This window comes from Pseudomonas sp. ADAK2 TE3594, assembly GCF_053628675.1.
The window spans coordinates 5,443,263-5,469,833 of sequence record NZ_JBRJGV010000001.1; the positions used below are offsets into that span (position 1 = coordinate 5,443,263).

Genomic DNA, 26,571 nt, shown 5'->3' on the forward strand with positions numbered 1-26,571 from the left:
GGGGTGTAGCGAGGGGCGAACATGTTATCCACAGAAGCGCTAACAGGGATTGTGGGTAAATGCGCAATCCCAGATCAGGCAACATCGATGGTGAATGTCAGTCCGTCATCGCGAGCAGGCTCGCTCCCACAGGTGTTCGATGTCCTTACGGCCGATACATCAAATAAGCCTCACCCGTAACCCGAATCATTGGGTGGGGCGTGATCTGGCAGGTATCGACGATCCGGAAGCCATGGCGCTCATAAAATCGCCGGGCGCCGGTGTTCGCCGCATAGTCGATCAGGCTCAAGCCATTGAGCCCCAACCGGTTGGCACGGTCGTAGGCGTAGGCGAGGAACTGTTTGCCCAAACCCTGATTGCGCCACCCCTCATGCAGCGCCAGGCTCGAAATATAGAGGGTGTCGGGGATTTCCATGGTGGCATACGGCGCCAGGACCGGGTCGGTCACGGGAGCGGCCTGAGGATCGTGGCGCATCACGTAGCTGTGCAGCATGCCGATGACCTCTCCCTCAGCCTGCGCGATCAGGCAGTTTTGATAGGAAAAATCGACATCTTCACGGGCGTAACGAGTGGCACCCACTTCCAGCAGATCCTGCCCGGGCTCCGCCAGCTGGCTCCAGATGTAATCCGAAGCACCCTCTGATGAAATCTGGAACAAACGGGCAATCTCGCGCGCATCCGTGCGCAAAGCCGGACGAAATTCAACTTCCATTGATGTGACTCCACAGAATACGAGCGACCTTTTTAGCGTGCAGGTTGATGCGTCACAACCGGCCAGGCCAACGGTTTTATGACCGGTTGTTGCAGTCGCTCAACCCTGACGGACCACGCCTTCTTCAATCAGCAACTTGAGAATGGCTTCGGCGCCCGCTTGCGCGGTCACGCCCTTGAGCACCTGCCCGCCTCCGCCACTGGCCTTGGCCGTCGCGGCCTTCATGCGATCTGCACCGCTCTTGGCCTTGATCACTTTCAAGCGTTTTGGCCGTGGTTTGGCCGGTTGCAGCGTGGCCACCGCCAGCAGTTCATCGTCGATCACCTCGACTTCATCCGCCTGCAACACCCCGCGCCGCGCTGGACCGTAGGCACTCTGCCGAGGCTTGGGCGCTGCGTTATCCACAGTCGCCAGAAACGGCAGGCGCACTTTCAAGCGACGGCGCTGACCGCGAGGCAAGGCCTGCAGCACCAGCGCCGAACCACCGTCGATGGATTCGACTTGCGCCAAACCCACCACCAGCGGCCAACCGAGGCTTTCCGCCAACAGGAACGGCAACATCCCCGAGCCTTCGCCGGTTTCCGCCTGGCTGCCGGTCAGCACCACCTGCGCCCCGGCATCGCGCAAATACGCGGTCAATGCTGGCAACGCGTCAGCACCTTCCGGTTGCTCCAGCACATGCAACTGTTCCAGGCCCATGCCCAGATAAGCGCGCAGTGCCGGTTCTGCAACATCGCCGGCATGCAGCACTTGCAGGTTATCCCCAGCCAGTTGCAGGCCCAGTTCAACTGCTCGTGCATCCTGCTCGGCGCGGCGCGGCCGGCCGGAGGTCGGGTGGGCGCCGATGGACACCAGGCTGATGATTTTCGTGCTCATAACCCTTTCCTTCCCTTAAGCCGCATCGCGCTTGGCTTCATTGCGGTAAGCCTCGACCGCATCGATCAAGGCTTGAAGAATCTCGGCGCTCTCACCGATCACCGACAGGTCGGCCCGTTTGATCATGTCGCAGCCAGGATCGAGGTTGATCGCCACCACCTTGTCGCAGGCACCGATGCCTTGCAGGTGCTGGATCGCCCCGGAAATGCCCACCGCCACGTAAACCCGTGCCGTGACCCAAGTGCCGGACGCACCGACCTGACGGTCGCGGGCCATGAAGCCATCGTCCACCGCCACGCGCGATGCACCTTCGGTCGCACCCAACGCCTCGGCCGTCCTGTGGAAAAGTCCCCAGTCCTTGACCCCGTTGCCACCCGAGAAGATGAACTCGGCTTCGGCCATCGGAATCGCCGCCGGGTCCACCGCCACCGCGCCCAGATCTTCGATCCGCGACAGGCTGCGGGCGACTGCTGTGGATAACTCCACTGGCAAGGCTTCGTGACGGGTTTCGCTGACCGGTTCGGCGCATTCGGCAGCCGCCAGAATCAAGCGGGCGACCGGACGTGCAAGGTCCTGCAAACCAGCACCGGCGCGGCCGATGCACTGCTGATCCTTGACCTGCCAGACCCGCGTGGCCGGGCGTTCGCCCAGTGCGGCGGCAAAGCGTCGACCCAGTTCGCCACCACCGCTGCGGCTGTCCGGCAGCAACCAGTGACGAGGGTTGAACTGGTTATCCACAGCCCGCAGGCCCTGGACGCGTTGCTCTGGTGCATAACCGCTGAATTCGTCGCCTTCCAGTACCAGCAAGCGGTCAACGCCCGCCGTGGCGAAGGCGTTTTCCTTGTGCTCACCGAAGACCACGGCCAGTACCGCGCCGTCCTTGCCGGCCAACTGATGGGCCAGGCCGAGCAAGTCGCGGTCGTGGCTGCTCAAGCGGCCGCCGACCATGTCCGGCACCACACTGATGTAGAACGCAGGAGCAGCGACTTGATGCAGCGGCAATTGCACTTCAACCGCGGCCGAGCGTTTGGTCGCCCCGCCCTGCTGAGCACCGCTGCGGTCAATCCGCTTGATGCCGTTGGGGCCGATAAAACCGATCCCGTGAGGGTTCTTGCGGATGAGACCGTTAGGTCCCATCCAGCTGTGTTGCGCCGGTTGCATGGCCGCGTGCAGCGGGTGCAGACGGTTGCGGGCGATCCATTCGGCGCGTGGGTCGCGGCGGATAATGTCGCTCATCAATGCACCTCCGCAGGTTCACGTTTGGCCGGTGCCGAAGGCTTTCCCGGCGCGGCGTCTTCGAGCAAGGCGTCGGCCACCAGTTCGGCGATGTCCTTGATTAGTGGACGCGGTTCGACCACGCCTTCGAGCATCGCGGTGCACTGTGGGCAACCCACGGCCACCAGTTCGGCGCCGGTTTCGCGGATGTCTTCCATGCGCATGTCGGGGATCCGCTGCTTGCCCGGAATGTCGGTAATCGGTGCACCGCCACCGCCGCCGCAGCAGCGTGAACGGAAACCGGAGCGTTGCATTTCCTTGATCTCGATGCCCAGGGCGCGCAGCACTTCGCGCGGCGCCTCGTACTCGCCGTTGTAGCGGCCGAGGTAGCACGGGTCGTGATAGGTCACGCTGCTGCCTTTGTGCTGGCCGAGGTTCAGGGCGCCTTCGCCAATGATCTCCGCCATGTAGGTGCTGTGGTGCTGCACGAGGTAGTTGCCGTCGAAGGCGCCGTACTCGTTTTTCAGCACGTGGAAACTGTGCGGGTCGCAGGTGACGATGCGGTTGAAGCTGTATTTGGCCAAAGTCTGGATGTTGCGTTTGGCCAACAGCTGGAAGGTCGCTTCATCGCCCAGACGCCGGGCCACGTCACCGCTGTCGCGCTCTTCAAGCCCCAGCACCGCAAAGTCGACCTTGGCCGCTTTCAGCACTTTGACGAAGGCACGCAGGGTGCGCTGGTTGCGCATGTCGAAGGCACCGTCACCGACCCAGAACAGCACGTCGGTGGATTTCTTCTCGCTCAGCAGGTTCAGGTTCAAATCCGCCGCCCAGTTCATCCGCCCGCCCGGCGCGAAGCCGCCAGGGTTATCGGTGGCGATCAGGTTTTCGAGGACTTCGGCGCCCTTGTTCGGGGTCGCGCCTTTTTCCAGGGTCAGATGGCGACGCATGTCGACGATGGCGTCGACGTGCTCGATCATCATCGGGCATTCCTCGACGCAGGCACGGCAAGTGGTGCAGGACCACAGGGTTTCAGCGTCCACCAGACCGTTGACGATCGGTTGATGCGGATTGCCACCGTGTTCGCCAATGGCTTTGCCCGGATACGGACTGCCCGCGAATTTGGCGTCGGTACCACCGGCCAGGCCAACGACCATGTCCTGAATCAGTTTTTTCGGGTTCAGCGGCTGGCCAGCGGCGAACGCCGGGCACGCGGCTTCGCATTTACCGCACTGCACGCAGGCGTCGAAGCCGAGCAGTTGGTTCCAGGTGAAATCCTTGGGTTTTTCCACACCGAGTGGCGCGTTCGGATCATTCAGATCCAGCGGCTTCAAACCGGTGGAACGACCACCACCAAAGCGTTCGGCGCGACGGTGCCAGGCCAGGTGCAGTGCGCCGGCAAAGGCGTGCTTCATCGGCCCGCCCCAGGTCATGCCGAAGAACAGTTCCGACACGCCCCAGAGCACGCCGACGCCGAGGATCGCCGCCACCACCCAACCACCGAAGTTTTCCGGAAGGATGCCGGCGACCGGCAGGGTCAGCAGGAAGAACGACGCCGAGAACGCCATCAGGCTTTTCGGCAGGCGCATCCACGGGCCTTTGGACAAGCGGGCCGGTGGGTTGCGACGGCGCAGGAACATAAAGATCGCGCCGACAAACATCACCGCCGACATCAGCAGCAATGCATAACCGAGGATGCGGTTATGCAGGCCAAAACCATGCACCAGAATCGCCAGCACAATGGACGCCACTGCACCACCGGCCGTGGCAACGTGGGTGTTGGCAATGTATTTGTCCCGCGCGACGACGTGGTGCAAATCGACCATGTAGCGTTTGGGCATGGCGAACAGACCGCCGATCAGGTCGACTTTCGAAGCCCGGCCCTGACGCCACATAGCCACCCGCCGCAACGCGCCCAGGACAGCCAGGCCCAAGGCAGCGAACAACAGGATTGGAAGAAGGGTGTTCAACATGTGGAGCTCCCAAAGACCGCAGGGTCTTGCAGGCCAAACTACCTGGATGCCTTGCTCGAATCCCTGTAGGAGCGAGGCTTGCCCGCGAAGGCGATGGATCAGCCAACATCAATGTTGAATGTCAGTCGGCCTTCGCGGGCAAGCCTCGCTCCTACAGGTTATCCACAAGCTCTTAGAAATCCTTGCACAACCGCAACGCGTCATAAATCGCCGCGTGGGTGTTGCGCTGGGCCACGCAGTCGCCGATACGGAACAGCAAGTAGCCGTCGCCCGCCTGGCTCAACGAAGGTTGTGGCTTGATCGCGAACAGGGCTTCGATGTCCATCTGGCCTTTGTTGCGCGAGCCTTCCTTCAGCGCGTAGTAGATTTCTTCGTCCGGACGCACGCCGTTTTCGACGACGACCTGGTCCACCACCCGCTCCTCTTTGGCGCCGGTGTATTCGTTTTCCAACACCGCCACCAGCTTGTCGCCTTCGCGGTAGACCTTCTCCAGCATCATGTCGCCGGTCATGATCACTTCTTTCGGGTACATGCTGCGGTAGTAAGTCGGGAACGACGTACCGCCGATGGCCACGCCCGGTTTGATGTCGTCGGTGACGATCTCGACCTGGCTGCCCTTGTCGGCGAGGAAGTCAGCCGTCGACATCCCGGTGAACTCGCAAATGGTGTCGTAGACCAGCACGTTCTTGCCCGGTGCAACCTTGCCGTCGAGGATGTCCCAGCTGCTGACCACCAGGCCTTCAGCCGCGCCCCAATGTTCGTTCTGCTCCAGGAACGGATGACCGCCGACAGCGAGTACCACCACGTCCGGACGCAGGTCGAGAATGGTCGCCGCATCCGCCGCCACGCCCAGGCGCAGATCGACTTTCAAGCGCGCCAGCTCCAGTTGGAACCAGCGGGTGATGCCGGCGATCTGGTCCCGTTGCGGAGCTTTCGACGCGGTAGTGATCTGCCCGCCGATGAATTCTTTCTTCTCGAACAGGGTCACGTCGTGGCCACGTTCGGCTGACACGCGAGCCGCTTCCATCCCGGCAGGACCGGCACCGACCACCACGACTTTGCGCTTCACACCGGTCGACTTCTCGATGATGTGCGGCACGCCCATGTATTCACGGGAAGTCGCGGCGTTCTGGATGCACAAGACGTCCAGGCCCTGGTACTGACGGTCGATGCAGTAGTTGGCGCCCACGCATTGTTTGATCTGGTCGACCTGGCCCATCTTGATCTTGGCGATCAGGTGCGGGTCAGCGATGTGGGCGCGGGTCATGCCGACCATGTCGACGTAGCCGCCTTCCAGAATACGGGTCGCCTGGTTCGGATCCTTGATGTTCTGCGCGTGCAAAACCGGAGCCTTCACCACTTCTTTGATACCGGCGGCCAAGTGCAGGAATGGCTCCGGTGGATAACTCATGTTCGGGATAACGTTGGCCAGGGTGTTGTGGGTGTCGCAACCCGAGCCCACGACGCCGATGAAGTCGATCATGCCGGTGTCGTCGTAGTACTTGGCGATCTGTTTCATGTCCTCGTGGGACAAGCCGTCCGGGTGGAACTCATCACCGCACAGACGAATGCCGACGCAGAAGTCAGGACCGACTTCCTTGCGCACAGCCTTGATCACTTCCAGGCCGAAACGCATGCGGTTTTCGAAGCTGCCGCCCCATTCATCGGTACGCTTGTTGACCCGCGGGCTCCAGAACTGGTCGATCATGTGCTGGTGCACGGCAGACAGCTCGACGCCGTCCAGGCCACCGGCCTTGGCTCGTGCGGCTGCGCTTGCGTAGTTGCCGATTACCCGCCAGATTTCTTCCGGTTCGATGGTTTTGCAGGTCGCGCGGTGCACCGGTTCACGGATGCCCGACGGCGACAGCAGGGTTGGCCAATGCTCGCCATCCCAGCGCGAGCGTCGGCCCATGTGGGTAATCTGGATCATGATCTTGGCGCCATGCTTGTGCATGGCATCGGCCAGGTTCTGGAAGTGCGGAATGATCCGGTCGTCGGCCAGGTTGACCGACTTCCACCAGCCTTGCGGGCTGTCGATGGCCACACTGGAGGAACCGCCGCAAATCGCCAGGCCGATCCCGCCCTTGGCTTTCTCTTCGTAATATTTGACGTACCGGTCGGTGGTCATGCCGCCGTCGGTGGCGTAGACCTCGGCGTGCGCGGTGCTGAGCACGCGGTTGCGGATGGTCAGTTTGCCGATTTGAATCGGTTGAAACATTGCTTCGAAAGCCATGGCGGGTTCCTCGACTTACAACGGCTTGACGGTGAACAAACCGTCGTCGTGGCCTTCTTCGGAGCCACCGTAAACCTGTTCTGCAACGGTGCGGATCGAGCTGCCACGGGCCTGAAGAATCTGGTCCATGGCGCCGGCGAACCAGCCAGTGAACATGTAGTCGACCTTGCGCCCGACCTTGCCGTACACGTAGACAAATGCGGAGTGTTCAAGCTTGACGCTGGCGGTGCCTTTGTCGAGGTCGATGTCCTGGATCTTGAACAGGCCCCAGCCGCGTTGCGACAGACGCTTCATGTAATGCTCAAACACTGCGACGCCTTCCAGACCGTGGCATTCAGCTTCTTTTTCACACCAGTGCCAGGCGGACTTGTAGCCGGCCTTGTAGAGGATTTCAGCGTAGGCGTCGGCGCCCAGCACTTCCTCGATGCCCATATGGTTATTGACGAAGAAATGGCGCGGTACGTACAGCATCGGCAGGGCGTCGGAGGTCCAGACACCGGTTTCGCTGTCGACTTCGATTGGCAATTGCGGGGCGATCTTGGCCATGGAAACTTAACTCCAGAAAAATTTTGGTGTTGCCCCCGGCGCGGACGGCCGGGGGAAAGGATTCAGAGGTGCTGTGGCTTACTCGCCCCAGACGTCCTTCAAGATGTTGACCCAGTTCTCGCCCATGATCTTGCGGACCACGCGCTCGGAATGGCCACGCTTGAGCAGGGTTTCGGTCAGGTTCGGGAACTCGCCGACGGTGCGGATGCCCAGCGGGTTGATGATCTTGCCGAAGCTGGTCAGACGGCGGGCGTAGCCCTTGTCATGGGTCAGGTATTCGAAGAAGTCCTGGCCATGGCCCTGGGTGAAGTCGGTGCCGATGCCGATGGCGTCTTCGCCGACGATGTTCATGGTGTATTCGATCGCTTCGGCGTAGTCGTCGATGGTCGAATCGATGCCTTTGGCCAGGAACGGCGCGAACATGGTCACGCCGACGAAACCGCCGTGATCGGCGATGAACTTCAGTTCTTCATCGGATTTGTTGCGCGGGTGCACTTTCAGACCCGACGGCAGGCAATGGGAGTAGCAGACCGGCTTCTTGGATTCGAGGATGACTTCTTCGGACGTCTTCGAGCCGACGTGGGACAGGTCGCACATGACGCCGACACGGTTCATTTCAGCGACGATTTCACGACCGAAACCCGACAGGCCGCCGTCGCGCTCGTAGCAACCGGTGCCCACCAGGTTTTGGGTGTTGTAGCACATCTGCACGATACCGACGCCGAGCTGCTTGAAGACCTCGACGTAGCCGATCTGGTCTTCAAAGGCGTGAGCATTCTGGAAACCAAAGAGGATGCCGGTCTTGCCCTGTTCCTTGGCCTTGCGGATATCGGCGGTGGTGCGCACCGGAATCACCAGGTCGCTGTTCTCGCGGATCAGCTTCTGGCTGGCGGCGATGTTGTTGACAGTGGCCTGGAAGCCCTCCCACACCGACACGGTGCAGTTGGCCGCGGTCAGACCGCCCTTGCGCATGTCTTCAAACAGCTCGCGGTTCCACTTGGCAATAATCAGCCCGTCGATAACGATGCTGTCGGCGTGCAATTCGGCTGGGCTCATCAGGCTGTCCCCTATTAGCGATTCATGCGCCGAATCGTGTGCCGGCGCTTTGGGGCCAGCATATGCCTCGGTGCAGGGGTAGCCGGGTGCAAAAACGACAGGGGGTTTGCCGAAAGCGTCAATCCGCGACAAAGGGTCGTCAAAGGGCGTCATTGCCTACCTATCCAACGCCGCCCGCTTGGGCCAGAATTCGCCGCATCACTGGATGTTTTACTGAATGCATTACTGGATTAAGGGGCGGCGGCGCAATGAAATCGATCTTCCTGGCTTTGGCACTGATGGCAACTGGCGTACAAGCAGCTGAAGAGGCCGACAACAACCCCTGCGACGCCGTCGAAAACGAAATCCAGACCCTGGAATGCTCGGCCTACAGCAGAACCACCGCCGAACAGCTGCTGAGCGACAACTACCAGAGCCTGACCGAGCGCATGCAAACGCTTTACGGCAACAACAAGGCGCAACTGACCGACATCACCGCCAAAATCAAGACCGCGCAACAGCAATGGCTGAAAACCCGGGATGCCGATTGTGCAGTGGACGCATTTCCGGCGACCAGCGGTAGCAAAGCGTTCACCATTGCGCAAAATGATTGCGTGGCGCGCATGAGTGACGAGCGGTCGGAGTTTTTGGAGTCTATTGGGCAGGAGTAAAAGCATAAGAATGGAGAATTATTTGATCCCCCACGAAGTAGTGAGCCGTATCGTCGTTGGAGCACTTCCTATTCGCGCCTGGCGCGAGCACCTGAACCTTACGCAAGATGAAGTTGCCAAGCGCATGGGTATTTCCCAACCGGCTTTCGCCCAGCAAGAAACGGTCTCCAAGCCCCGCAAGGCAACCCGTGAAAAAATTGCCGCAGCTTTTGGCATCACCGCCAACCAACTAGAGTTGTAAGCTGAACGCCAGCATCAGGAAAAGGGATTGAAATGAAAATCTGCGGCATCGAAATCAAAGGCAGCGAAGCGATCATCGCCGTGGCCTCCCTCGACGGTCAGGCGCTCAGTCACGTCGCCCTCGCCACCAAGAAAATCGCCCTCGATGAGGACGACGAAGCCGCCAACGTCAAAGTCTTCGCCGCTCAGGTGGCGTCGTTTGTCCGTGAGAACTCCATCGACCGGATCGCGATCAAGAAGCGCAGCAAGAAAGGCGAGTTCGCCGGTGGGCCGACTACGTTCAAAATCGAGGGGATTTTCCAGCTGCTGGAAAATTGCGAGGTGACGCTGCTGTCGCCGCAGACCATCAATGCGCAGAACAAAAAGTTCGATTTTGCACTGCCGGAGACGCTGAACAAGTATCAGCATGAGGCGTACAAGGCGGCGTGCTCGGTCTTGATGAAGAAGTAACATTTTCTCTCACCCTCAGTCTAATTCCTGCTCAAGACACAAGCGGGCTTGCCCGCGATGGCGGTGTGTCAGTCAACATCAACATTGAATGTGCCGGCCTCATCGCGGGCAAGCCCGCTCCCACAGGTTTCTCGGGTGTCGTCAGAATTACGCTTTAGCCGTACGTCGGTCTTCACGCGGGCACCGCTCAAATCTCGCCCGATAACTGCGGGTGAAATACGACGGCGATTCAAACCCGCACGCGATGCTCACTTCCAACACACTCATGTTCGTCTGACGCAGCAACTGCCGCGCCTTCTCCAGCCTTAACCGCAGGTAGAAATTGCTCGGCGTGTCGTTCAGATGCAGGCGAAACAAGCGTTCCAGCTGGCGCCGGGTCACTTTGATCGATTCCGCCAGCTCCAGGGTACTCAGTGGCGGTTCGCTGTGCTGCTCCATCTCCCCAATCACCTGCACCAGTTTCTTGTTGCTGATGCCATAACGCGTGGCGACTTCCATGCGCTGGTGGTCTTTGCGCGGACGGATGCGCCCGAGTACGAATTGTTCGCTGACCTGGATCGCCAGTTCCGGGCCGTGGGCCTGGCCGATGAGGTCGAGCATCAGGTCGATGGAGGCCGTGCCGCCGGCGGAGGTGATGCGTCGGCGGTCGATCTCGAACAGCTCCTGAGTGACGCTGAGCTGTGGATAAGACTCCTTGAAGGCGTCGATGGCTTCCCAGTGCAAGGTCAGGCGATGGCCATCGAGCAGACCGGCTTCAGCGAGGATGAAGCTGCCGGTGTCGATGGCGCCGAGGGTCACGCCTTCGATGTCCAAACGACGCAACCAGTGCTCCAGTGCCGGAGTGGCGAACTTCAGCGGCTCGAAACCGGCGACCACCAGTAAGGTCGCGCCTTTCTTCAGGGGTTCCAGCGCGGCATCGGCGTTGACCGACATGCCGTTACTGGCCAAAACCGCCCCACCATCGGCGCTCAACACATGCCAGCGATACAACTCGCCGCGAAAGCGATTGGCGACCCGCAGCGGCTCGATCGCCGAGATAAAACCGATCGCCGAAAAACCCGGCATCAACAAGAAGTAGAAATCCTGGGACATGGAGCGCACTCGCTTAGCAGGTAAAAAGAGGCCAGGTAACGAGAGGGCGGTTAGCGTGTGGACGTTGATACGCCACTTGCAACGAGCATTCAAGGGCTCAGGTCGCTGCAGTGCAAGAGCTGGTCGCCGCAGTGCGTTTTTACGGGGGCTTTGCTGCGTAACTTGGCATCACCGGCGCATCAGACACCGGAACCCACAATAACGACCTGCCGAGGAACCCGACATGAAACGACTGATCAGCAGCTGTGTTCTTGCACTCAGCGGTACCGCTTTCTTGAGCGCCAGCGTCATGGCGGCCGAACCCGCGTCGTGCCAGAACGTGCGCATGGGCGTAGTGAACTGGACCGACGTGATCGCCACCAGCGCCATGACCCAGGTGTTGCTCGACGGCCTCGGCTACAACACCAAACAGACCAGTGCCTCCCAGCAAATCATCTTCGCCGGGATTCGCGACCAGCGCCTGGACTTGTTCCTCGGTTACTGGAACCCGCTGATGACCCAGACCATCACGCCGTTTGTCGATGCCAAGCAGGTCAAAGTGCTTGAAGCGCCAAGCCTCAAGGATGCTCGCGCCACCCTCGCCGTGCCGACTTACCTCGCCGACAAAGGCCTGAAAACCTTCGCCGACATCGCCAAGTTCGAAAAAGAACTGGGCGGCAAGATTTACGGCATCGAGCCTGGCTCGGGCGCCAACACCCAGATCAAGGCGATGATCACCAAGAATCAATTTGGCCTGGGCAAGTTCCAGCTGGTCGAGTCCAGCGAGGCCGGCATGCTTGCGGCGGTGGATCGCGCCGTGCGGCGCAAGGAAGCCGTGGTGTTCTTCGGCTGGGCCCCGCACCCGATGAACGTCAACGTGCAAATGACCTACCTCACCGGCAGCGAAGACGCCCTCGGCCCGAACGAAGGCATGGCCACCGTGTGGACGGTCACCGCGCCGAAATACGCCGAGCAATGCCCGAACATTGGTCGCTTGCTGAGCAACCTGACCTACACCGCCGAAGACGAGAGCCGGATGATGCAGCCTCTGCTGGATCACAAGGACGCTTTCGAATCGGCGAAGCAATGGCTCAAGGATCACCCGCAAGACAAGCAACGCTGGCTCGAAGGCGTGACCACCTTCGATGGCAAACCGGCGGCTGAAAACCTGAAACTGACCAGTAAATAAACCGATTGAACCACCGATTCGCAGCCCGATGCGGGCTGCGAGCGGAATCGTCATGCCCTGAGCCACACCTAAAAATCACGCCTGTAAGGAACCTGCCTCATGAACCACGACGTCATCATCACCTGCGCACTCACCGGTGCTGGCGACACGACCGCCAGAAGCCCACACGTGCCGGTCACCCCAAAACAAATCGCCGCGGCTGCCGTGGAAGCCGCCAAGGCCGGCGCTACCGTGGTTCACTGCCACGTTCGCGACCCGCAAACCGGCAAGTTCAGCCGTGACGTGGCGCTGTACCGCGAAGTGATGGAGCGTATCCGCGAGGCCGACGTCGACATCATCGTCAACCTCACCGCCGGCATGGGCGGTGACCTGGAAATCGGCGCGGGCGAGAACCCGATGGAATTCGGCCCGAATACCGACCTGGTCGGCCCGCTGACCCGTCTCGCCCACGTCGAAGAACTGCTGCCGGAAATCTGCACCCTGGATTGCGGCACCCTGAACTTCGGTGACGGCGACACCATTTACGTGTCTACCCCGGCCCAGCTACGCGCTGGTGCCAAACGCATTCAAGAGCTGGGCGTTAAGCCTGAGCTGGAAATCTTCGACACCGGCCACCTGTGGTTCGCCAAGCAGATGATCAAGGAAGGCCTGCTGGATAACCCGTTGTTCCAGCTGTGCCTGGGCATCCCGTGGGGCGCGCCGGCCGACACCACCACCATGAAAGCCATGGTCGACAACCTGCCGGCCGACGCGGTCTGGGCCGGGTTTGGCATCGGTCGCATGCAGATGCCGATGGCGGCGCAAGCGGTGCTGCTCGGCGGCAACGTGCGGGTCGGCCTGGAAGACAACCTGTGGCTGGACAAGGGTGTTCTGGCGACCAACGGCCAACTGGTCGAGCGCGCCAGCGAAATCCTCAGCCGCCTCGGCGCCCACGTTCTGACGCCGGCTGAAGGCCGGGCAAAAATGGGCCTGACCAAGCGCGGTTAACCCCCACACACAAAACCCTGTAGGAGCGAGGCTTGCCCGCGAAGGCGGTTTTCCTGCCGCCAGAGATGCGTTGGATGTACCGGCCTCTTCGCGGGCAAGCCTCGCTCCTACAGGGCTTACCGAAATTCTTTAGGACGTCGCCATGAGCTTTATCACTGATATCAAAACCTTCGCAGCCCTGGGCAGCGGTGTCATCGGCAGCGGCTGGGTGTCCCGCGCCCTCGCCCACGGCCTCGACGTAGTGGCCTGGGATCCGGCGCCCGGTGCCGAAGCGGCCCTGCGCAAGCGCGTCGCCAATGCTTGGGGCGCGCTGGAGAAGCAAGGCCTGGCACCCGGCGCGTCGCAAGATCGTCTGCGCTTTGTCGCCACTATCGAAGAATGCGTTCGCGACGCAGATTTCATTCAGGAAAGTGCTCCCGAACGATTGGACCTGAAACTGGAACTGCACAGCAAAATCAGCGCAGCGGCCAAGCCCAATGCCTTGATCGGTTCCAGTACTTCGGGGTTGTTGCCGAGCGAGTTCTACGAGAGCTCGACCCACCCGGAACGCTGCGTGGTCGGGCATCCGTTCAACCCGGTTTACCTGCTGCCGTTGGTGGAAGTGGTCGGTGGCAAAAATACCGCGCCGGAAGCGGTTCAAGCGGCAATGAAAGTCTATGAATCCTTGGGTATGCGCCCACTGCATGTGCGCAAGGAAGTACCCGGTTTTATCGCCGACCGTTTGCTCGAAGCGCTGTGGCGTGAGGCGCTGCATCTGGTTAACGACGGTGTGGCGACCACCGGTGAAATCGACGATGCGATTCGTTTTGGCGCAGGCCTGCGCTGGTCGTTCATGGGTACTTTCCTGACTTACACCCTGGCGGGTGGCGACGCGGGCATGCGGCACTTCATGGCGCAGTTCGGGCCGGCGTTGCAGTTGCCCTGGACCTATCTGCCGGCACCGGAGCTGACCGACAAATTGATTGATGATGTGGTGGATGGCACCAGCGAGCAGTTGGGCAAGCACAGCATCTCGGCGCTGGAGCGCTATCGTGATGATTGCTTGCTGGCGGTACTGGAGGCGGTGAAAACCACCAAAGAGAAGCATGGAATGGCGTTCGCAGACTAAACGCCCCCCCTGTAGGAGCGAGGCTTGCCCGCGAAGAACGATTACACGGTGCATCAGGTAGACCGAGTTATCGTTCTTCGCGGGCAAGCCTCGCTCCTACAGGCCTCAACCATTTCGGATGTGACATCATGCCCACCCTCACCACCTACCAAACCAAAATCATCCCCGATTGGGTCGACTACAACGGCCACCTGCGCGATGCCTTCTATCTGCTGATTTTCAGCTACGCCACCGACGCGCTGATGGATCGACTGGGCATGGACAGCAACAACCGCGAAGCCAGCGGCAATTCGCTGTTCACCCTCGAGTTGCACCTCAACTACCTGCACGAAGTGAAGCTCGATGCCGATGTCGAAGTGCACACCCAGATCATCGGCCATGACCGCAAGCGCCTGCACCTCTACCACAGCCTGCATCTGGTGGGCGGTGACAAGGAGCTGGCGGGCAATGAACAAATGCTGCTGCACGTCGACCTGGCCGGGCCGCGATCCGCACCGTTCAGCGAAGAAACCTTGAGCAAGCTGCAGGCCATTGTCGCCGAGCAAGCCGATCTGCCCGCCCCCACCTGGATCGGCCGAGTGATTGCTTTACCCCCCGAAAAATAACAAGGAGCTCGTCATGAACACCGCCGCCGCTTTTGCCGATTTCCGCACCTACCCGTTGATCAGCGCGTTGACCGCCGTGCACACCCTGGCGGACCGAATTCAAGTGCAGTGGGCGGACGGTCGGGTCAGCCCTTTTCATCATCAATGGCTACGGGATAACTGCCCGTGCCCGCAGTGCGTCTACACGGTGACCCGCGAGCAAGTGCTGGAAATCGTCGATGTCGCGGAAAATCTGATCCCCGACAGCGCTCGAATCGATACCGATGGTTGTCTGTGTGTCGATTGGCAGGACGGCCACCTCAGCCGCTTCGACCCGGGCTGGCTGCGAGCCCACGCCTATGACGACGAAACCCGCGCCGAACGCCGGGCCGCCAAACCGAAAAGCAAGCTGTGGGACAGCCAGCTGAAGTTGCCGGTGTTCGACTATCAGGCGTTGATGGACGACAACGATGCCTTGCTGCAATGGCTGCTGGCCGTGCGCGATACCGGCCTGACTCAGGTCCGCGGTGTGCCCCCCGAGCCGGGCTCGCTGAAGCTGATCGCCCAACGGATTTCGTTCATCCGCGAGAGCAATTTCGGTGTGCTGTTCAACGTGCAATCCAAGGCCGACGCCGACAGCAATGCCTACACCGCCTTCAACCTGCCGCTGCACAGCGATCTGCCGACCCGGGAGTTGCAACCGGGGCTGCAATTTCTGCATTGCCTGGTCAATGACGCCGACGGTGGCGAGAGCATTTTCGTCGACGGTTTTGCCATCGCCCAAGCCTTGCGCCAGGAAGATCCCGAGGCGTTTCAAGCCTTGTGTGAAATTCCCGTGGAGTTCCGCAACAAGGACCGCCACAGCGACTACCGCTGCCTGGCGCCGATCATCGCCCTGGATGCTTTCGGGCAGGTGTCGGAAATCCGCATGGCGAACTTTCTGCGTGGGCCGTTCGATGCTTCAGTCGAGCAGATGCCCAAGCTGTATCGCGCTTACCGTCGCTTCATTGGGATGACCCGCGAGGCGCGCTTCCGGGTGATGACGCGGCTCAAACCCGGTGAGCTGTGGTGCTTCGACAACCGCCGCACCCTCCACGCCCGCAACGCTTTCGACCCCGCTACCGGTGCCCGGCATTTCCAGGGTTGCTATGTTGATCGGGATGAATTGCTGTCGCGGATTTTGGTGTTGCAAAGATAAACCGCGTCATCGTTCTTCGCGGGCAAGCCTCGCTCCTACAGGAATCACGCAAAACTCTGTAGGAGCGAGGCTTGCCCGCGAAAGCGTCAGCCCAATCAACACTTTCATCACTGATTCACAGGCAAAAAAAACCCCGATCAAGCCGTGACAGGATCGGAGCTGAGGAGGGTACTGTTGAGGAGCTGTTGCGCGAGGGTGACCAAACCTTCGTGAATCCAGCTGAATCCAGTGTGCCCATTCCCATGCATGGCAAGTTAGCCGAAAACGACCTGTTCATAGGTATTGCGGCCATTGCGACAAATCGTCCTTGCCGCCATCCCCAGCCCCTACCAGAATCGAGCCACGACACCGTTCCCTGAAGAAGGATTGCGTCATGATGCACGCCGATTTGATTGACCAGGAAGACCTGTTGGGCCAGCTGAAATCGTTGGGCTTTCAAGTACCGAGCGGCTCCACGGCCGAACAGGCTTGCGAGTGTGCGGTGCGAGGCTTGAACGATGAACGGGCGATGACACTGCGGACCATGGTCAAGCAGATGTACACCAGCAGCGCGACCATCCTGCCGGCCGTGCGCCAGGCGATCGACAAACAATTGCTGCCGGCGCTGGCGGCGTATCAGCAGAGCCGTAGCGCCTGATAGATTGCCTTCGCGGGCAAGCCTCGCTCCTACAGGTTTGGCGTCGTATCGAACAATCGCGATCGACATCAGTCCTGTAGGAGCGAGGCTTGCCCGCGAATGAAGCCCGCGCGGTTTAGAGCCTTACGCTCGCGAAAGTCGACTCATTGCGCGCCTGACTCAACGCCGACAGCGGCCCGGACAATGGCGACAACACCAAGGCTTGCGGCAGCGGCATCATCGCCACTTGTTGTGTGGTGTTGGAACCCACGCGCTCGTCGCGCGGCGGAATGCCGAAGTATTCGCGGTAGCACTTGGAGAAGTGCGGCGTAGACACGAACCCACATACCGACGCCACTTCGATGATCGACATCGGCGTTTGCTTGAGCAGTTGCCGAGCGCGGATCAGGCGCAGTTTCAGGTAGTAACGCGACGGCGAGCAGTGCAGGTATTTCTGGAACAACCGCTCCAGCTGACGACGCGACACGGCGACGTATACTGCCAGTTCGTCGAGGTCGATCGGTTCTTCGAGGTTGGCTTCCATCAGCGCGACGATTTCCTGCAACTTCGGCTGGTTGGTGCCGAGCATGTGCTTGAGCGGCACGCGCTGGTGGTCCTGCTCGTTGCGGATGCGCTCGTAGACGAACATTTCCGAGATCGCGGCCGACAGTTCACGACCGTGATCGCGGCTGATCAGGTGCAGCATCATGTCCAGCGGCGCGGTGCCGCCGGAGCTGGTGAAACGGTTACGGTCGAGGGTGAACAGTCGGGTGCTCATGGCTACCCGCGGGAAAGCTTCCTGCATCGACGCCAGGCATTCCCAGTGCACGCTGCAATCGAAACCGTCCAGCAGGCCGGCGCACGCCAGAGCCCAGCTACCGGTGCAGACCGCGCCGAGACGTCGGGACTGACGCGCCTGGCTTTGCAGCCACGACACATGCTCGCGGGTCACGGTGCGCTGAATGCCGATACCGCCGCAGACGATGATGGTGTCCAGGGGAGGTGCTTTGTGCATGGAGGCGTCGGGGGTGATCTGCAGACCGTCACTGGCCCAGACCTGACCGCCATCGACGGTGAGTGTGGTCCAGCGATACAGCTCGCGGCCGGACAATTGGTTGGCCATGCGCAGAGGTTCTACTGCGGAGGCCAGAGAAATAAGCGTGAAATTGTCCAGCAGCAAAAAGCCGATGGATTGAGGCGCACGGTTCTGGGGTTGGGCCCCGGAGTTGAACGTCGTCATCGCGGTATCTCCTCACACAAAGCGGGTGATGGCCTCAGGCGGAGGCTCTTTTTATTGCCATCGTTCTCGCGTGGGAGACGGGCTTTGTAATGACAGAGCAATTGCCATGCCTAAACTTGAATACGCGTTCAATAACTCCTGAAAACGACGTCGCGATGTGTCTAAATATGACATGCAGAGACGGGAGGTTATAAGTGCCATCAAGGGCCGCAGCCCCTCTGCCCCGTTGCGTGTGAGCAAATCGGTAGCACTTGTGGGAACAGGGCTGCGACCCTCTCCGGGAGAGTGTCACCGCAAGCACGGGTGACGGACGGTCAAGGCTGGTTTGGATCCCTGACCTTGGGTGAGGCGCTTATCTGTAAGCGACGCGCCAAAAGGTGGCGCGTTTTGGTGCGAGTGTTCACTTGGTGCGCAGTTTTGACTGGTCTGGCGCTATCGCGGGCAAGCCCGCTCCCACAAGGATCTGTGGTGTGCCTTGGTTCTCGGCCACACAACGAATTCTGTGGGAGCGAGCTTGCCCGCGATGGGGTCAACCCGGTCTCAACACTCAACCGCGCTAACCGCCAACCCACCGCGCGATGTCTCTTTATATTTGTCATGCATGTCGGCACCGGTATCACGCATGGTGCGGATCACCCGGTCCAGCGAGATAAAGTGCTGACCGTCGCCGCGCAGCGCCATCTGCGCCGCGTTGATCGCTTTCACCGCGGCAATCGCATTGCGCTCGATGCACGGCACTTGCACCAGCCCGCCCACCGGGTCGCAGGTCAGGCCCAAGTTATGTTCCAGGCCGATTTCCGCCGCGTTGCACAGTTGCTCCGGTGTGGCACCGAGAATCTCCGCCAACCCGGCCGCCGCCATGGCGCAGGCCGAACCGACTTCACCCTGGCACCCGACCTCGGCACCGGAAATCGAGGCGTTCTTCTTGCACAGAATCCCCACCGCTGCGGCACTGAGGAAGTAGTCGACCACGTTGGCGTCGGTCACTGCCTCGCTGAACTTCATGAAGTAGTGCAACACCGCCGGAATGATCCCCGCCGCGCCATTGGTCGGCGCCGTAACCATGCGCCCGCCAGCAGCGTTTTCTTCGTTGACCGCCAGGGCGAACAGGTTGACCCACTCCATGGCGCTCAAGGTCGAGCCGATCACGTTGGGCTTGTTCAACTCCTGCAGGCTACGGTGCAGTTTGGCTGCGCGACGACGCACATTCAGGCCACCGGGCAGGATGCCTTCGTGCTTGAGGCCTTGCTCCACGCAATCTTGCATCGCGCGCCAGAGTTTCATCAGGCCGGCGCGAATTTCCTCTTCGCTGCGCCAGACTTTCTCGTTGGCCATCATCAGCTCTGCAACGCGCAGGTTGTGCTGCTTGCAGAGACTGAGCAGCTCGACGGCACTGGAGAAGTCGTAAGGCAGCACGGTGCGATCCAGATCCACCACGCCGCTGGAAGCCTGTGCCTCATCGACGACAAAACCGCCGCCGATGGAATAGTAGGTGTCGCGATGCAACTCGCCGTGATCGCCTTCGGCAACCAGGGTCATGGCGTTGGGATGGAACGGCAGGTTCTCGTCGATCAGGCGCATGTCCCGGGCCCAGATGAACGGGACCGACAAGCGACTGTCGAGCAATAGCGTGCCGGTTTCACGCAAGGTCTCGATGCGGATGCCGATTTGCGACGGATCAATTGCGTCCGGCCATTCGCCCATCAACCCCATGATCACCGCGTTGTCGCTGCCGTGACCGATGCCGGTGGCCGAAAGCGATCCATAAAGCTGAACTTCGACGCGACACACCTGCTCCAGAAGCCCCCGCTCGCGCAAATTCTGCACGAACAGCGCCGCGGCGCGCATAGGCCCCACGGTGTGCGAACTGGAAGGGCCGATGCCGATTTTGAACAAGTCGAAAACGCTGATAGCCATTACTGCTGAACTCCTGGATGTGCCTGCTCCAGGCGCAAAAGCGCCCAGTGACGGAGCTGCTACGCTCAAGCTGCAATCCGCCGAGATGGCCGCATCATCAGGCTTTTGTCATGTCGCTCAACGTCTCACACCGACGCACTCATGCCCGCTAGCGCCGCAGGCCGCTTACGCTGTGTTTTCGCCGTTTTTTTGCGGATCAGAGGGGCAAAACGGGCTGAAAAAAGCTGTAAACGACGTTACCAACACTGGATGCGACCATCCCTGTACTGGTTACGACGCACCCTGTAGGCGTCAGATTTTCACTGGTACATGATCGTATCGACTCGATTGCAAGGCGCCGTGGTAGAGCTGTCTCCAAAACGCCATCCAACCGCAACAGATAAGTGCGGTGGTCCAGTCGGAACACTGCCAAAAAAAACACCAAGGAGTCGCCCCTTATGAAAGGTTCCCCGTCGTTGTTGTTGGCCGCCATGCTGAGTCTGCCGTTTCTGGCTCAAGCCGCAGAACCGGCCCAATGCAGCACCGTAAACTTCTCCGATGTCGGCTGGACGGACATTACCGTCACTACCGCCACCACCAGCGTCGTTCTCGATGCCCTGGGCTACAAGACCAAGACCACGATGATTTCCGTGCCGGTGACCTACAAGTCCCTGGCCGACGGCAAGAACATGGACGTGTTCCTCGGCAACTGGATGCCGACCATGGAAAACGACATCAAGGCCTACCGCGATGCCGGCACCGTGGACACTCTGCGCGCTAATCTGGAAAACGCAAAATACACACTCGCCGTGCCCGAAGAGTTGTATAACAAAGGTCTGAAAGATTTCGCCGACATCGCCAAGTTCAAGAAAGAACTCGACGGCAAGATCTATGGCATCGAACCGGGTAACGACGGCAACCGCCTGATCCAGAGCATGATCGACAAGAACGCCTTCGGCCTGAAAGACGCCGGCTTCAAGGTGGTCGAGTCCAGCGAGGCAGGCATGCTCTCGCAAGTCGATCGCGCCCAGCGCCGCAACACCGCCGTGGTGTTCCTGGGCTGGGAACCGCACCCGATGAACACGCGTTTCAAGATGAAGTACCTGACTGGCGGCGACGAGTACTTCGGCCCGAACTTCGGCCAGGCAACCATCTACACCAACACCCGCAAGGGTTACGCACAGGAATGCAACAACGTTGGTCAGTTGCTGAAAAACCTGGTGTTTACCCTCGACATGGAAAGCACGCTGATGGGCAACGTCCTGGACGACAAAATGAAGCCTGACGCGGCCGCCAAGGCCTGGCTGAAGAAGAATCCACAGGTGCTCGATACCTGGCTTGCTGGCGTGACCACCATTGACGGTAAACCTGGCCTGGAGGCCGTGAAAGCCAAGCTTGCGCAGTAATGCTTACGCCGGGCGAGTTCGCTCGCCCGGGCTGTTTATTCCCTTGCATGCGGACGTTCACTACCATGCTGATTGATCAGAAAATACCTTTAGGCCAGTACATCGCGGGCTTCGTTGAATGGTTGACGCAAAACGGCGCCAGCACCTTCGACGCAATCGCCGTGTCACTGGAAACGATGATCCACGGCGTGACTTTTGCGCTGACCTGGTTCAACCCGCTGGCATTGATCGGCCTCATCGCGCTACTGGCACACTTCATCCAACGCAAATGGGGCCTGACCGTTTTCGTCATCGCCTCCTTTCTGCTGATCCTCAATCTGGGGTACTGGCAGGAAACCATGGAAACCCTCGCCCAGGTGTTGTTCGCCACCCTGGTGTGCGTGCTGATCGGCGTGCCGTTGGGCATCGTCGCCGCGCACAAACCGATGTTCTACACAGTGATGCGGCCGGTGCTCGATCTGATGCAGACCGTGCCGACCTTCGTGTACCTCATTCCTACCCTGACCCTCTTCGGTCTGGGTGTGGTCCCGGGTCTGATCTCGACGGTGGTGTTCGCGATTGCCGCGCCCATCCGCCTGACCTACCTGGGTATCCGCGATGTTCCAGACGAACTGATGGACGCCGGTAAGGCCTTTGGCTGCTCGCGCCGTCAGCTGCTCTCGCGAATTGAACTGCCCCACGCCATGCCAAGCATCGCGGCCGGTATCACCCAGTGCATCATGCTGTCGTTGTCGATGGTGGTGATTGCGGCACTGGTGGGCGCCGATGGCCTGGGCAAACCCGTGGTCAACGCACTGAACACTGCTGATATCGCCCTGGGCTTCGAAGCAGGCCTGGCGATCGTACTGCTGGCGATCATGCTCGACCGTATCTGCAAACAACCCGACGCTAAAGTAGGGGGTGACGCATGAGCATTATTCGCTTCGAAGACGTGGACGTGATCTTCTCCAAAGACCCGCGCGCGGCCCTCAAACTCCTCGACCAGGGCATGACCCGCAACGAGATTCTGAAAAAGACCGGGCAAATCGTCGGTGTCGAAAAGGCCAGCCTGGACATCGAAAAAGGTGAAATCTGCGTACTGATGGGCCTGTCCGGCTCCGGTAAATCCAGCCTGCTGCGTTGCATCAACGGCCTCAACACCGTCAGCCGTGGCAAGTTGTTCGTCGAGCACGAAGGCAAGCAGATCGACATCGCCTCGTGCACGCCGGCGGAACTGAAAATGATGCGCACCAAGCGCATCGCGATGGTGTTCCAGAAGTTCGCCCTGATGCCTTGGCTGACGGTGCGCGAGAACATCAGCTTCGGTCTGGAAATGCAGGGTCGCCCCGAGAAGGAACGCCGCAAACTGGTGGACGAGAAGCTTGAGCTGGTGGGCCTGACCCAGTGGCGCAACAAGAAACCCAATGAGCTCTCCGGTGGCATGCAACAGCGTGTCGGCCTGGCCCGAGCACTGGCGATGGACGCCGACATTCTGCTGATGGACGAACCGTTCTCGGCCCTCGACCCGCTGATTCGCCAAGGTCTGCAAGACGAACTGCTGGAGCTGCAACGCAAACTGAGCAAGACCATCGTTTTCGTGAGTCACGACCTCGATGAAGCCCTGAAGCTTGGCAGCCGTATTGCGATCATGAAGGACGGCCGGATCATCCAGTACAGCAAACCGGAAGAAATCGTCCTCAACCCTGCGGATGATTACGTGCGTACCTTCGTCGCCCACACCAACCCGCTGAACGTATTGTGCGGTCGCAGCCTGATGCGCACCCTGGACAACTGCAAACGCATCAACGGTTCGGTGTGCCTCGATCCGGGCGGCGATTCGTGGCTGGACCTGGCCGAAGGCAACACCATCAAAGGCGCACGCCAGAACGGCTCGAGCCTGGACCTGCAGAACTGGATACCAGGGCAAGCGGTTGAAGGTTTGGGGCGTCGGCCAACTCTGGTGGACTCCAACATCGGCATGCGCGATGCGCTGCAGATTCGTTACCAGACCGGCAACAAGCTGGTGCTGCACGACAACAACAAGGTTGTCGGAATCCTGGGCGACAGCGAGCTGTATCACGCGCTGCTCGGCAAGAACCTGGGGTAAGAAGCAGCAGACACAAAAACGCCGCGAGAGATCGCGGCGTTTTTGTTTGCGGGATATCGGGGCATGCGGTTTTGCGGCTGATGGCCCCTTCGCGGGCAAGCCTCGCTCCTACAGGTTAGGGGTTGAATCATAAATAGGTGATCAACCGAATACCTGTAGGAGCGAGGCTGCCCGCGAAGAATACGACACGGTGTCACTGGAACACCGCGCCACTCACCTCTTAGCTATAAACCCGGCCAAGCAATTGCCGATGGCTTTCAAACTGATCGAGCACGTCACGGGTGATCTGATCCTGAGTGAAGCCCATCAAGTCGTAATCCTGGCTGCCGTTGTGCAGGTACACCTCGGCGCGGTAGTAACGTGCGCGCGGTTCATCAGCGCTTTCAGCAGACACCGTGTCACTCGCCGCCGCCAGATAACCGTCCAGGCTCACTTCGTAGACAAAAGGGTTGCCCTCTTCCATCTCGATCCGCACGCCCATGCAGCGTTTCGACTTGCCCAGCAACGTCTGCACATCCAGGCCCTGGGCACGCAATTGCACAGCTGCATCTTCCAGCGCCGGGCTGACTTGCTTGTCCATGAAACGCTGAACGATCGACTGGTTCGGTTGCAGGTCCAGCTGGGTCAAACGCTCGCTGAATCCACGACGACCACGCGCTGCCAGTTCCGCTTGCTCCTGTTCGATTTGCACGTCCTGGCGCATGGCCTTGTGCAAACCAAACATGAAGAACACCAGCACTACGGAGAACGGCAGACCGGCCAGCACCACCATGGTTTGCATGGCTTCGAAGTTACCGGCGAACAACAGACCGATGGTCACCAGAGTGATCACTGCCGACCAGAAAATCCGCAGCCAGTGCGGCGCATCTTCGTCAACATTGCCGCCCTTGCAGGAAAGGTTGGCCATCATCACCGCGCCGGAATCCGCCGGGGTCAGGAACAGCACGAAGCCGACAAAAATCGACACGCCGATCACGATCTTCGACGCCGGGTAATGCTCAAGCAACTGGTAGATCGCCATCGACGGCTGTTCCAGCGCCGTCTTCCCGAGTTCCACCGCCCCATGGTTCATCACCAGGTCCAGGGCCGAGTTACCGAAGATCGACAGCCATGCCAAGGTGAAGCCCAGCGGAATCAGCAACACACCGGCCACTAACTCACGCACCGTGCGACCACGGGAAATACGCGCGATGAACATGCCGACAAATGGGGCCCAGGAAATCCACCAGGCCCAGTAGAACAGAGTCCACAGGCCGAGCCAGCGGTCAGACTTCTCACTGTCGCCTTCGTACACGTAGAGGTCGAAGGTCTTCAGCACCACGCCGTTCAGGTAGTCGCCGATGTTCTGCACAAAGCCGTTAAGCAGGTGCAGGGTCGGGCCGAACAGCAGCACGAAAATCAGCAGACCGCTGAACAACACGATGTTCAAGTTGGACAGGCGGCGAATACCGTTTTCCACGCCAGACACAGCGGCGATGGTCGCCACGGTGCTCATCACGATGATCACGATCAGCAGGTTGGTGTTGCTGTGCTCCATGCCGAACAGGTTTTCCAGCCCCGACGACACTTGCAGCGAACCGATCCCCAGGTTCGTCACCAGCCCCAGCAAGGTCACGAACATGCCGAAGCCGTCCACCGCATGACCAGCCGCGCCTTTGACCCAACGCTCGCCGACCAGCGGATACAGCGCTGACCGCAACGCCAGCGGCTGGTTATGCCGGTAGGCAAAGTACGCCACGGCCAGGCCGACCAGTGCGTAGATCGCCCAGCCATGCAGGCCCCAATGCAGGAATGTCAGTTGCACCGCCTGACGGGCCGCAAGGTTGCTGCCGGCCACGCCTTCCGGCGGATTGAAATAGTGGTCCAGCGGCTCGGATGCACCGAAGTACAGCAAGGAAATGCCGATGCCCGACGAGAACAGCATCCCCGCCCAGGCGCCGTAGCTGAAATCAGGGGTATCGTCCTTGCTGCCCAGCTTGAGTTTGCCGTAGGACGAAAACGCCAGGCCAACCACAAAAACCAGGTAGGCGGCGATCACCACCATGTAGTACCAGCCGAAGCTGCGGGACAACCACGCCTGGGCAATGCCGAGCATTCTGCCGGCCTCTTGCGGGGCGATGATCAGAATGGCGGTCAACAGCAGAATCAACGCGGTAGAGGTGTAGAACACCCAACCGTTGACCGTCACCTTCTCGGGTGGGGTCTTTATTAGAGAGGCAGAACTCATGGCACAGATGCTCCAGGCAGTGCGAGAGAAGAACACAAGGCAACGCGTTACCCGACCAATCGGTTAGTTGGCAGCCGACCGGCGGGTGATATAAAGACACCCCGAAAAAAGCCCGAAACCCTTGGAACGCCTGCGCGTATAGGTTTCGAGCATTTTTGGATGTCGGGTTATCGCCATTTACACGTAGGAAAAATCTGTAAGCAGCGACGATTTGTCGCAGATCTTATTCTTTGTTGATTGAACGTTCAATCAAAACAAAATAGACTGGCCCTCAACCCGGTAGCCGTTATTCGTCTACGGGAAGGCCTAAGGAGATGTGCAAGATGCCCAAGGTCGGTATGCAACCCATCCGCCGCCAGCAATTGATCGAAGCCACGCTACAGGCCGTCGATCAGGTCGGCATGGGGGACGCCAGCATTGCGCTGATCGCCCGTTTGGCCGGTGTCTCGAATGGCATCATCAGTCACTACTTTCAGGACAAGAACGGCCTGATCGCCGCCACGGCGCAGTATCTGATGAGTGTCCTCAGCGAGAACGTCACCGCGCGCCGTCAGGCGCTGGAGGACACCAGCCCACGGGCTCACCTTCAGGTGATTATCGAAGGCAACTTCGACGCCAGCCAGGTCAATGGCCCGGCAATGAAAACCTGGCTGGCCTTCTGGGCCACCAGCATGCACCACCCGTCATTGCACAGGTTGCAGCGGATCAACGATCACCGTCTGTATTCCAACCTGTGCTGCCAGTTCCGCCGTGTGTTGCCGCTTGATCAAGCGCGCAGCGCCGCCCGTGGCCTGGCAGCCCTCATTGATGGTTTGTGGTTGCGCGGCGCGCTGTCGGGAGATGCTTTCGACACCGGGCAGGCGCACCAGATCGCTTACGAATACATGGATTTCCAACTGGCCAAGCAGGTGAGTTAGAGCACACAGAACCGCTCAGCACCTGAACCGCCACTGACCAGCGTTGCCAAGGCTTTACGGCACGCCCGGTGGTTAACGCCAACTAACTTATGCACTTG

Annotated in this window: 23 protein-coding genes and 1 pseudogene; 13 read left to right on the top strand and 11 right to left on the bottom strand. The window is 60.1% G+C overall.

Annotation, left to right across the window (positions count from 1 at the left end; genetic code table 11):
• Nucleotides 1–145: 145 nt before the first annotated feature.
• The 7 genes from AB7M22_RS24460 to AB7M22_RS24490 form a co-directional block, all read right to left on the bottom strand.
• Nucleotides 146–712, bottom strand: a complete 567-nt coding sequence (locus AB7M22_RS24460) for an N-acetyltransferase family protein (protein ID WP_454188028.1) — start codon at nucleotides 710–712, stop codon at nucleotides 146–148.
• 99 nt (nucleotides 713–811) lie between these two features.
• Nucleotides 812–1,588, bottom strand: a complete 777-nt coding sequence (gene etfB, locus AB7M22_RS24465) for an electron transfer flavoprotein subunit beta (protein ID WP_237884707.1) — start codon at nucleotides 1,586–1,588, stop codon at nucleotides 812–814.
• A 15-nt stretch (nucleotides 1,589–1,603) separates the two neighbouring features.
• A complete protein-coding gene (etfA, locus tag AB7M22_RS24470) occupies nucleotides 1,604–2,824 on the bottom strand; it encodes an electron transfer flavoprotein subunit alpha (protein WP_454188029.1) in 1,221 nt (406 codons plus the stop codon).
• A complete protein-coding gene (gene dgcB / locus AB7M22_RS24475) occupies nucleotides 2,824–4,773 on the bottom strand; it encodes a dimethylglycine demethylation protein DgcB (RefSeq protein ID WP_008008116.1) in 1,950 nt (649 codons plus the stop codon). Before dgcB ends, etfA begins: the two co-directional genes overlap by 1 nt.
• 172 nt (nucleotides 4,774–4,945) lie before the next feature.
• On the bottom strand, nucleotides 4,946–7,006 hold the full coding sequence (dgcA, locus tag AB7M22_RS24480; protein ID WP_008008115.1) for a dimethylglycine demethylation protein DgcA: 2,061 nt from the start codon (nucleotides 7,004–7,006) through the stop codon (nucleotides 4,946–4,948).
• 15 nt (nucleotides 7,007–7,021) lie between these two features.
• The gene (locus tag AB7M22_RS24485; protein ID WP_007907543.1) at nucleotides 7,022–7,552 is read right to left on the bottom strand and encodes a DUF5943 domain-containing protein; all 531 of its coding nucleotides are present in this window, start codon (nucleotides 7,550–7,552) and stop codon (nucleotides 7,022–7,024) included.
• 78 nt (nucleotides 7,553–7,630) lie between these two features.
• Nucleotides 7,631–8,608 carry a dipeptidase gene (locus AB7M22_RS24490; protein ID WP_454188030.1) on the bottom strand — a complete coding sequence of 326 codons (978 nt, stop codon included), beginning with the start codon at nucleotides 8,606–8,608 and terminating at the stop codon, nucleotides 7,631–7,633.
• Between the two features lie 248 nt (nucleotides 8,609–8,856).
• Here AB7M22_RS24490 and AB7M22_RS24495 point away from each other — a divergent pair, with 248 nt between their 5' ends.
• The 3 genes and pseudogenes from AB7M22_RS24495 (at nucleotide 8,857) to AB7M22_RS24505 (ending at nucleotide 9,948) form a co-directional block, all read left to right on the top strand.
• Complete coding sequence (locus tag AB7M22_RS24495) at nucleotides 8,857–9,258, top strand: lysozyme inhibitor LprI family protein (protein WP_454188031.1); 402 nt, start codon at nucleotides 8,857–8,859, stop codon at nucleotides 9,256–9,258.
• A gap of 7 nt (nucleotides 9,259–9,265) precedes the next feature.
• Nucleotides 9,266–9,499: pseudogene (locus AB7M22_RS24500) on the top strand (helix-turn-helix domain-containing protein); the annotation flags it as partial.
• Nucleotides 9,500–9,531: 32 nt separating this feature from the next.
• Nucleotides 9,532–9,948, top strand: a complete 417-nt coding sequence (locus AB7M22_RS24505) for a DUF3010 family protein (protein ID WP_007907538.1) — start codon at nucleotides 9,532–9,534, stop codon at nucleotides 9,946–9,948.
• Nucleotides 9,949–10,095: 147 nt separating this feature from the next.
• Here the strand turns inward: AB7M22_RS24505 and AB7M22_RS24510 are convergent, their stop codons facing one another.
• On the bottom strand, nucleotides 10,096–11,040 hold the full coding sequence (locus AB7M22_RS24510; protein ID WP_454188032.1) for a GlxA family transcriptional regulator: 945 nt from the start codon (nucleotides 11,038–11,040) through the stop codon (nucleotides 10,096–10,098).
• 223 nt (nucleotides 11,041–11,263) lie between these two features.
• On the opposite strand from AB7M22_RS24510, the gene AB7M22_RS24515 reads away from it, so the two are divergent.
• The 6 genes from AB7M22_RS24515 (at nucleotide 11,264) to AB7M22_RS24540 (ending at nucleotide 16,722) form a co-directional block, all read left to right on the top strand.
• Nucleotides 11,264–12,208, top strand: coding sequence for a choline ABC transporter substrate-binding protein (locus AB7M22_RS24515; RefSeq protein WP_427625029.1), 945 nt, complete (start codon nucleotides 11,264–11,266; stop codon nucleotides 12,206–12,208).
• A 99-nt stretch (nucleotides 12,209–12,307) separates the two neighbouring features.
• Nucleotides 12,308–13,195 (top strand): 3-keto-5-aminohexanoate cleavage protein, encoded by an 888-nt coding sequence (locus AB7M22_RS24520; protein ID WP_454188033.1) that lies wholly within the window; start codon nucleotides 12,308–12,310, stop codon nucleotides 13,193–13,195.
• Nucleotides 13,196–13,337: 142 nt separating this feature from the next.
• Nucleotides 13,338–14,303 (top strand): L-carnitine dehydrogenase, encoded by a 966-nt coding sequence (locus tag AB7M22_RS24525; protein WP_008008096.1) that lies wholly within the window; start codon nucleotides 13,338–13,340, stop codon nucleotides 14,301–14,303.
• Nucleotides 14,304–14,431: 128 nt separating this feature from the next.
• A complete protein-coding gene (locus AB7M22_RS24530) occupies nucleotides 14,432–14,908 on the top strand; it encodes a thioesterase family protein (RefSeq protein WP_008008094.1) in 477 nt (158 codons plus the stop codon).
• 13 nt (nucleotides 14,909–14,921) lie between these two features.
• A complete protein-coding gene (locus AB7M22_RS24535) occupies nucleotides 14,922–16,085 on the top strand; it encodes a gamma-butyrobetaine dioxygenase (protein WP_454188034.1) in 1,164 nt (387 codons plus the stop codon).
• Between the two features lie 373 nt (nucleotides 16,086–16,458).
• On the top strand, nucleotides 16,459–16,722 hold the full coding sequence (locus AB7M22_RS24540) for a hypothetical protein (RefSeq protein ID WP_007907528.1): 264 nt from the start codon (nucleotides 16,459–16,461) through the stop codon (nucleotides 16,720–16,722).
• 115 nt (nucleotides 16,723–16,837) lie between these two features.
• Here AB7M22_RS24540 and gbdR read toward each other — a convergent pair whose 3' ends face one another.
• Nucleotides 16,838–17,941, bottom strand: a complete 1,104-nt coding sequence (gbdR, locus tag AB7M22_RS24545; RefSeq protein WP_007907526.1) for a choline metabolism transcriptional regulator GbdR — start codon at nucleotides 17,939–17,941, stop codon at nucleotides 16,838–16,840.
• 540 nt (nucleotides 17,942–18,481) lie between these two features.
• Complete coding sequence (locus AB7M22_RS24550; protein WP_008008090.1) at nucleotides 18,482–19,858, bottom strand: L-serine ammonia-lyase; 1,377 nt, start codon at nucleotides 19,856–19,858, stop codon at nucleotides 18,482–18,484.
• 437 nt (nucleotides 19,859–20,295) lie between these two features.
• Between AB7M22_RS24550 and AB7M22_RS24555 the strand changes: the two genes are divergently transcribed.
• The 3 genes from AB7M22_RS24555 to choV all read left to right on the top strand — a co-directional run bounded on the left by AB7M22_RS24555 (nucleotide 20,296) and on the right by choV (nucleotide 23,329).
• Nucleotides 20,296–21,243 carry a choline ABC transporter substrate-binding protein gene (locus AB7M22_RS24555; protein ID WP_008008089.1) on the top strand — a complete coding sequence of 316 codons (948 nt, stop codon included), beginning with the start codon at nucleotides 20,296–20,298 and terminating at the stop codon, nucleotides 21,241–21,243.
• 65 nt (nucleotides 21,244–21,308) lie between these two features.
• Entirely contained in the window at nucleotides 21,309–22,154 is an 846-nt protein-coding gene (gene choW / locus AB7M22_RS24560; RefSeq protein WP_007907521.1) for a choline ABC transporter permease subunit, read from the top strand.
• The gene (gene choV / locus AB7M22_RS24565) at nucleotides 22,151–23,329 is read left to right on the top strand and encodes a choline ABC transporter ATP-binding protein (protein WP_008008084.1); all 1,179 of its coding nucleotides are present in this window, start codon (nucleotides 22,151–22,153) and stop codon (nucleotides 23,327–23,329) included. Before choW ends, choV begins: the two co-directional genes overlap by 4 nt.
• A gap of 220 nt (nucleotides 23,330–23,549) precedes the next feature.
• Here the strand turns inward: choV and AB7M22_RS24570 are convergent, their stop codons facing one another.
• A complete protein-coding gene (locus AB7M22_RS24570) occupies nucleotides 23,550–25,499 on the bottom strand; it encodes a BCCT family transporter (protein WP_238541979.1) in 1,950 nt (649 codons plus the stop codon).
• Nucleotides 25,500–25,879: 380 nt separating this feature from the next.
• On the opposite strand from AB7M22_RS24570, the gene betI reads away from it, so the two are divergent.
• Nucleotides 25,880–26,473: a transcriptional regulator BetI gene (gene betI / locus AB7M22_RS24575; protein ID WP_008008079.1), complete on the top strand. Its 594-nt coding sequence runs from the start codon at nucleotides 25,880–25,882 to the stop codon at nucleotides 26,471–26,473.
• The last annotated feature ends 98 nt before the right edge of the window (nucleotides 26,474–26,571 follow it).

Bases quoted from the DNA above. Each gene is read 5' to 3' on its own strand.
- AB7M22_RS24460 (WP_454188028.1), bottom strand. From the start codon at position 712: ATGGAAGTTGAATTTCGTCCGGCTTTGCGCACGGATGCGCGCGAGATT.
- etfB (WP_237884707.1), bottom strand. From the start codon at position 1,588: ATGAGCACGAAAATCATCAGCCTGGTGTCCATCGGCGCCCACCCGACC.
- etfA (WP_454188029.1), bottom strand. From the start codon at position 2,824: ATGAGCGACATTATCCGCCGCGACCCACGCGCCGAATGGATCGCCCGC.
- dgcB (WP_008008116.1), bottom strand. From the start codon at position 4,773: ATGTTGAACACCCTTCTTCCAATCCTGTTGTTCGCTGCCTTGGGCCTG.
- dgcA (WP_008008115.1), bottom strand. From the start codon at position 7,006: ATGGCTTTCGAAGCAATGTTTCAACCGATTCAAATCGGCAAACTGACC.
- AB7M22_RS24485 (WP_007907543.1), bottom strand. From the start codon at position 7,552: ATGGCCAAGATCGCCCCGCAATTGCCAATCGAAGTCGACAGCGAAACC.
- AB7M22_RS24490 (WP_454188030.1), bottom strand. From the start codon at position 8,608: ATGAGCCCAGCCGAATTGCACGCCGACAGCATCGTTATCGACGGGCTG.
- AB7M22_RS24495 (WP_454188031.1), top strand. From the start codon at position 8,857: ATGAAATCGATCTTCCTGGCTTTGGCACTGATGGCAACTGGCGTACAA.
- AB7M22_RS24505 (WP_007907538.1), top strand. From the start codon at position 9,532: ATGAAAATCTGCGGCATCGAAATCAAAGGCAGCGAAGCGATCATCGCC.
- AB7M22_RS24510 (WP_454188032.1), bottom strand. From the start codon at position 11,040: ATGTCCCAGGATTTCTACTTCTTGTTGATGCCGGGTTTTTCGGCGATC.
- AB7M22_RS24515 (WP_427625029.1), top strand. From the start codon at position 11,264: ATGAAACGACTGATCAGCAGCTGTGTTCTTGCACTCAGCGGTACCGCT.
- AB7M22_RS24520 (WP_454188033.1), top strand. From the start codon at position 12,308: ATGAACCACGACGTCATCATCACCTGCGCACTCACCGGTGCTGGCGAC.
- AB7M22_RS24525 (WP_008008096.1), top strand. From the start codon at position 13,338: ATGAGCTTTATCACTGATATCAAAACCTTCGCAGCCCTGGGCAGCGGT.
- AB7M22_RS24530 (WP_008008094.1), top strand. From the start codon at position 14,432: ATGCCCACCCTCACCACCTACCAAACCAAAATCATCCCCGATTGGGTC.
- AB7M22_RS24535 (WP_454188034.1), top strand. From the start codon at position 14,922: ATGAACACCGCCGCCGCTTTTGCCGATTTCCGCACCTACCCGTTGATC.
- AB7M22_RS24540 (WP_007907528.1), top strand. From the start codon at position 16,459: ATGATGCACGCCGATTTGATTGACCAGGAAGACCTGTTGGGCCAGCTG.
- gbdR (WP_007907526.1), bottom strand. From the start codon at position 17,941: ATGACGACGTTCAACTCCGGGGCCCAACCCCAGAACCGTGCGCCTCAA.
- AB7M22_RS24550 (WP_008008090.1), bottom strand. From the start codon at position 19,858: ATGGCTATCAGCGTTTTCGACTTGTTCAAAATCGGCATCGGCCCTTCC.
- AB7M22_RS24555 (WP_008008089.1), top strand. From the start codon at position 20,296: ATGAAAGGTTCCCCGTCGTTGTTGTTGGCCGCCATGCTGAGTCTGCCG.
- choW (WP_007907521.1), top strand. From the start codon at position 21,309: ATGCTGATTGATCAGAAAATACCTTTAGGCCAGTACATCGCGGGCTTC.
- choV (WP_008008084.1), top strand. From the start codon at position 22,151: ATGAGCATTATTCGCTTCGAAGACGTGGACGTGATCTTCTCCAAAGAC.
- betI (WP_008008079.1), top strand. From the start codon at position 25,880: ATGCCCAAGGTCGGTATGCAACCCATCCGCCGCCAGCAATTGATCGAA.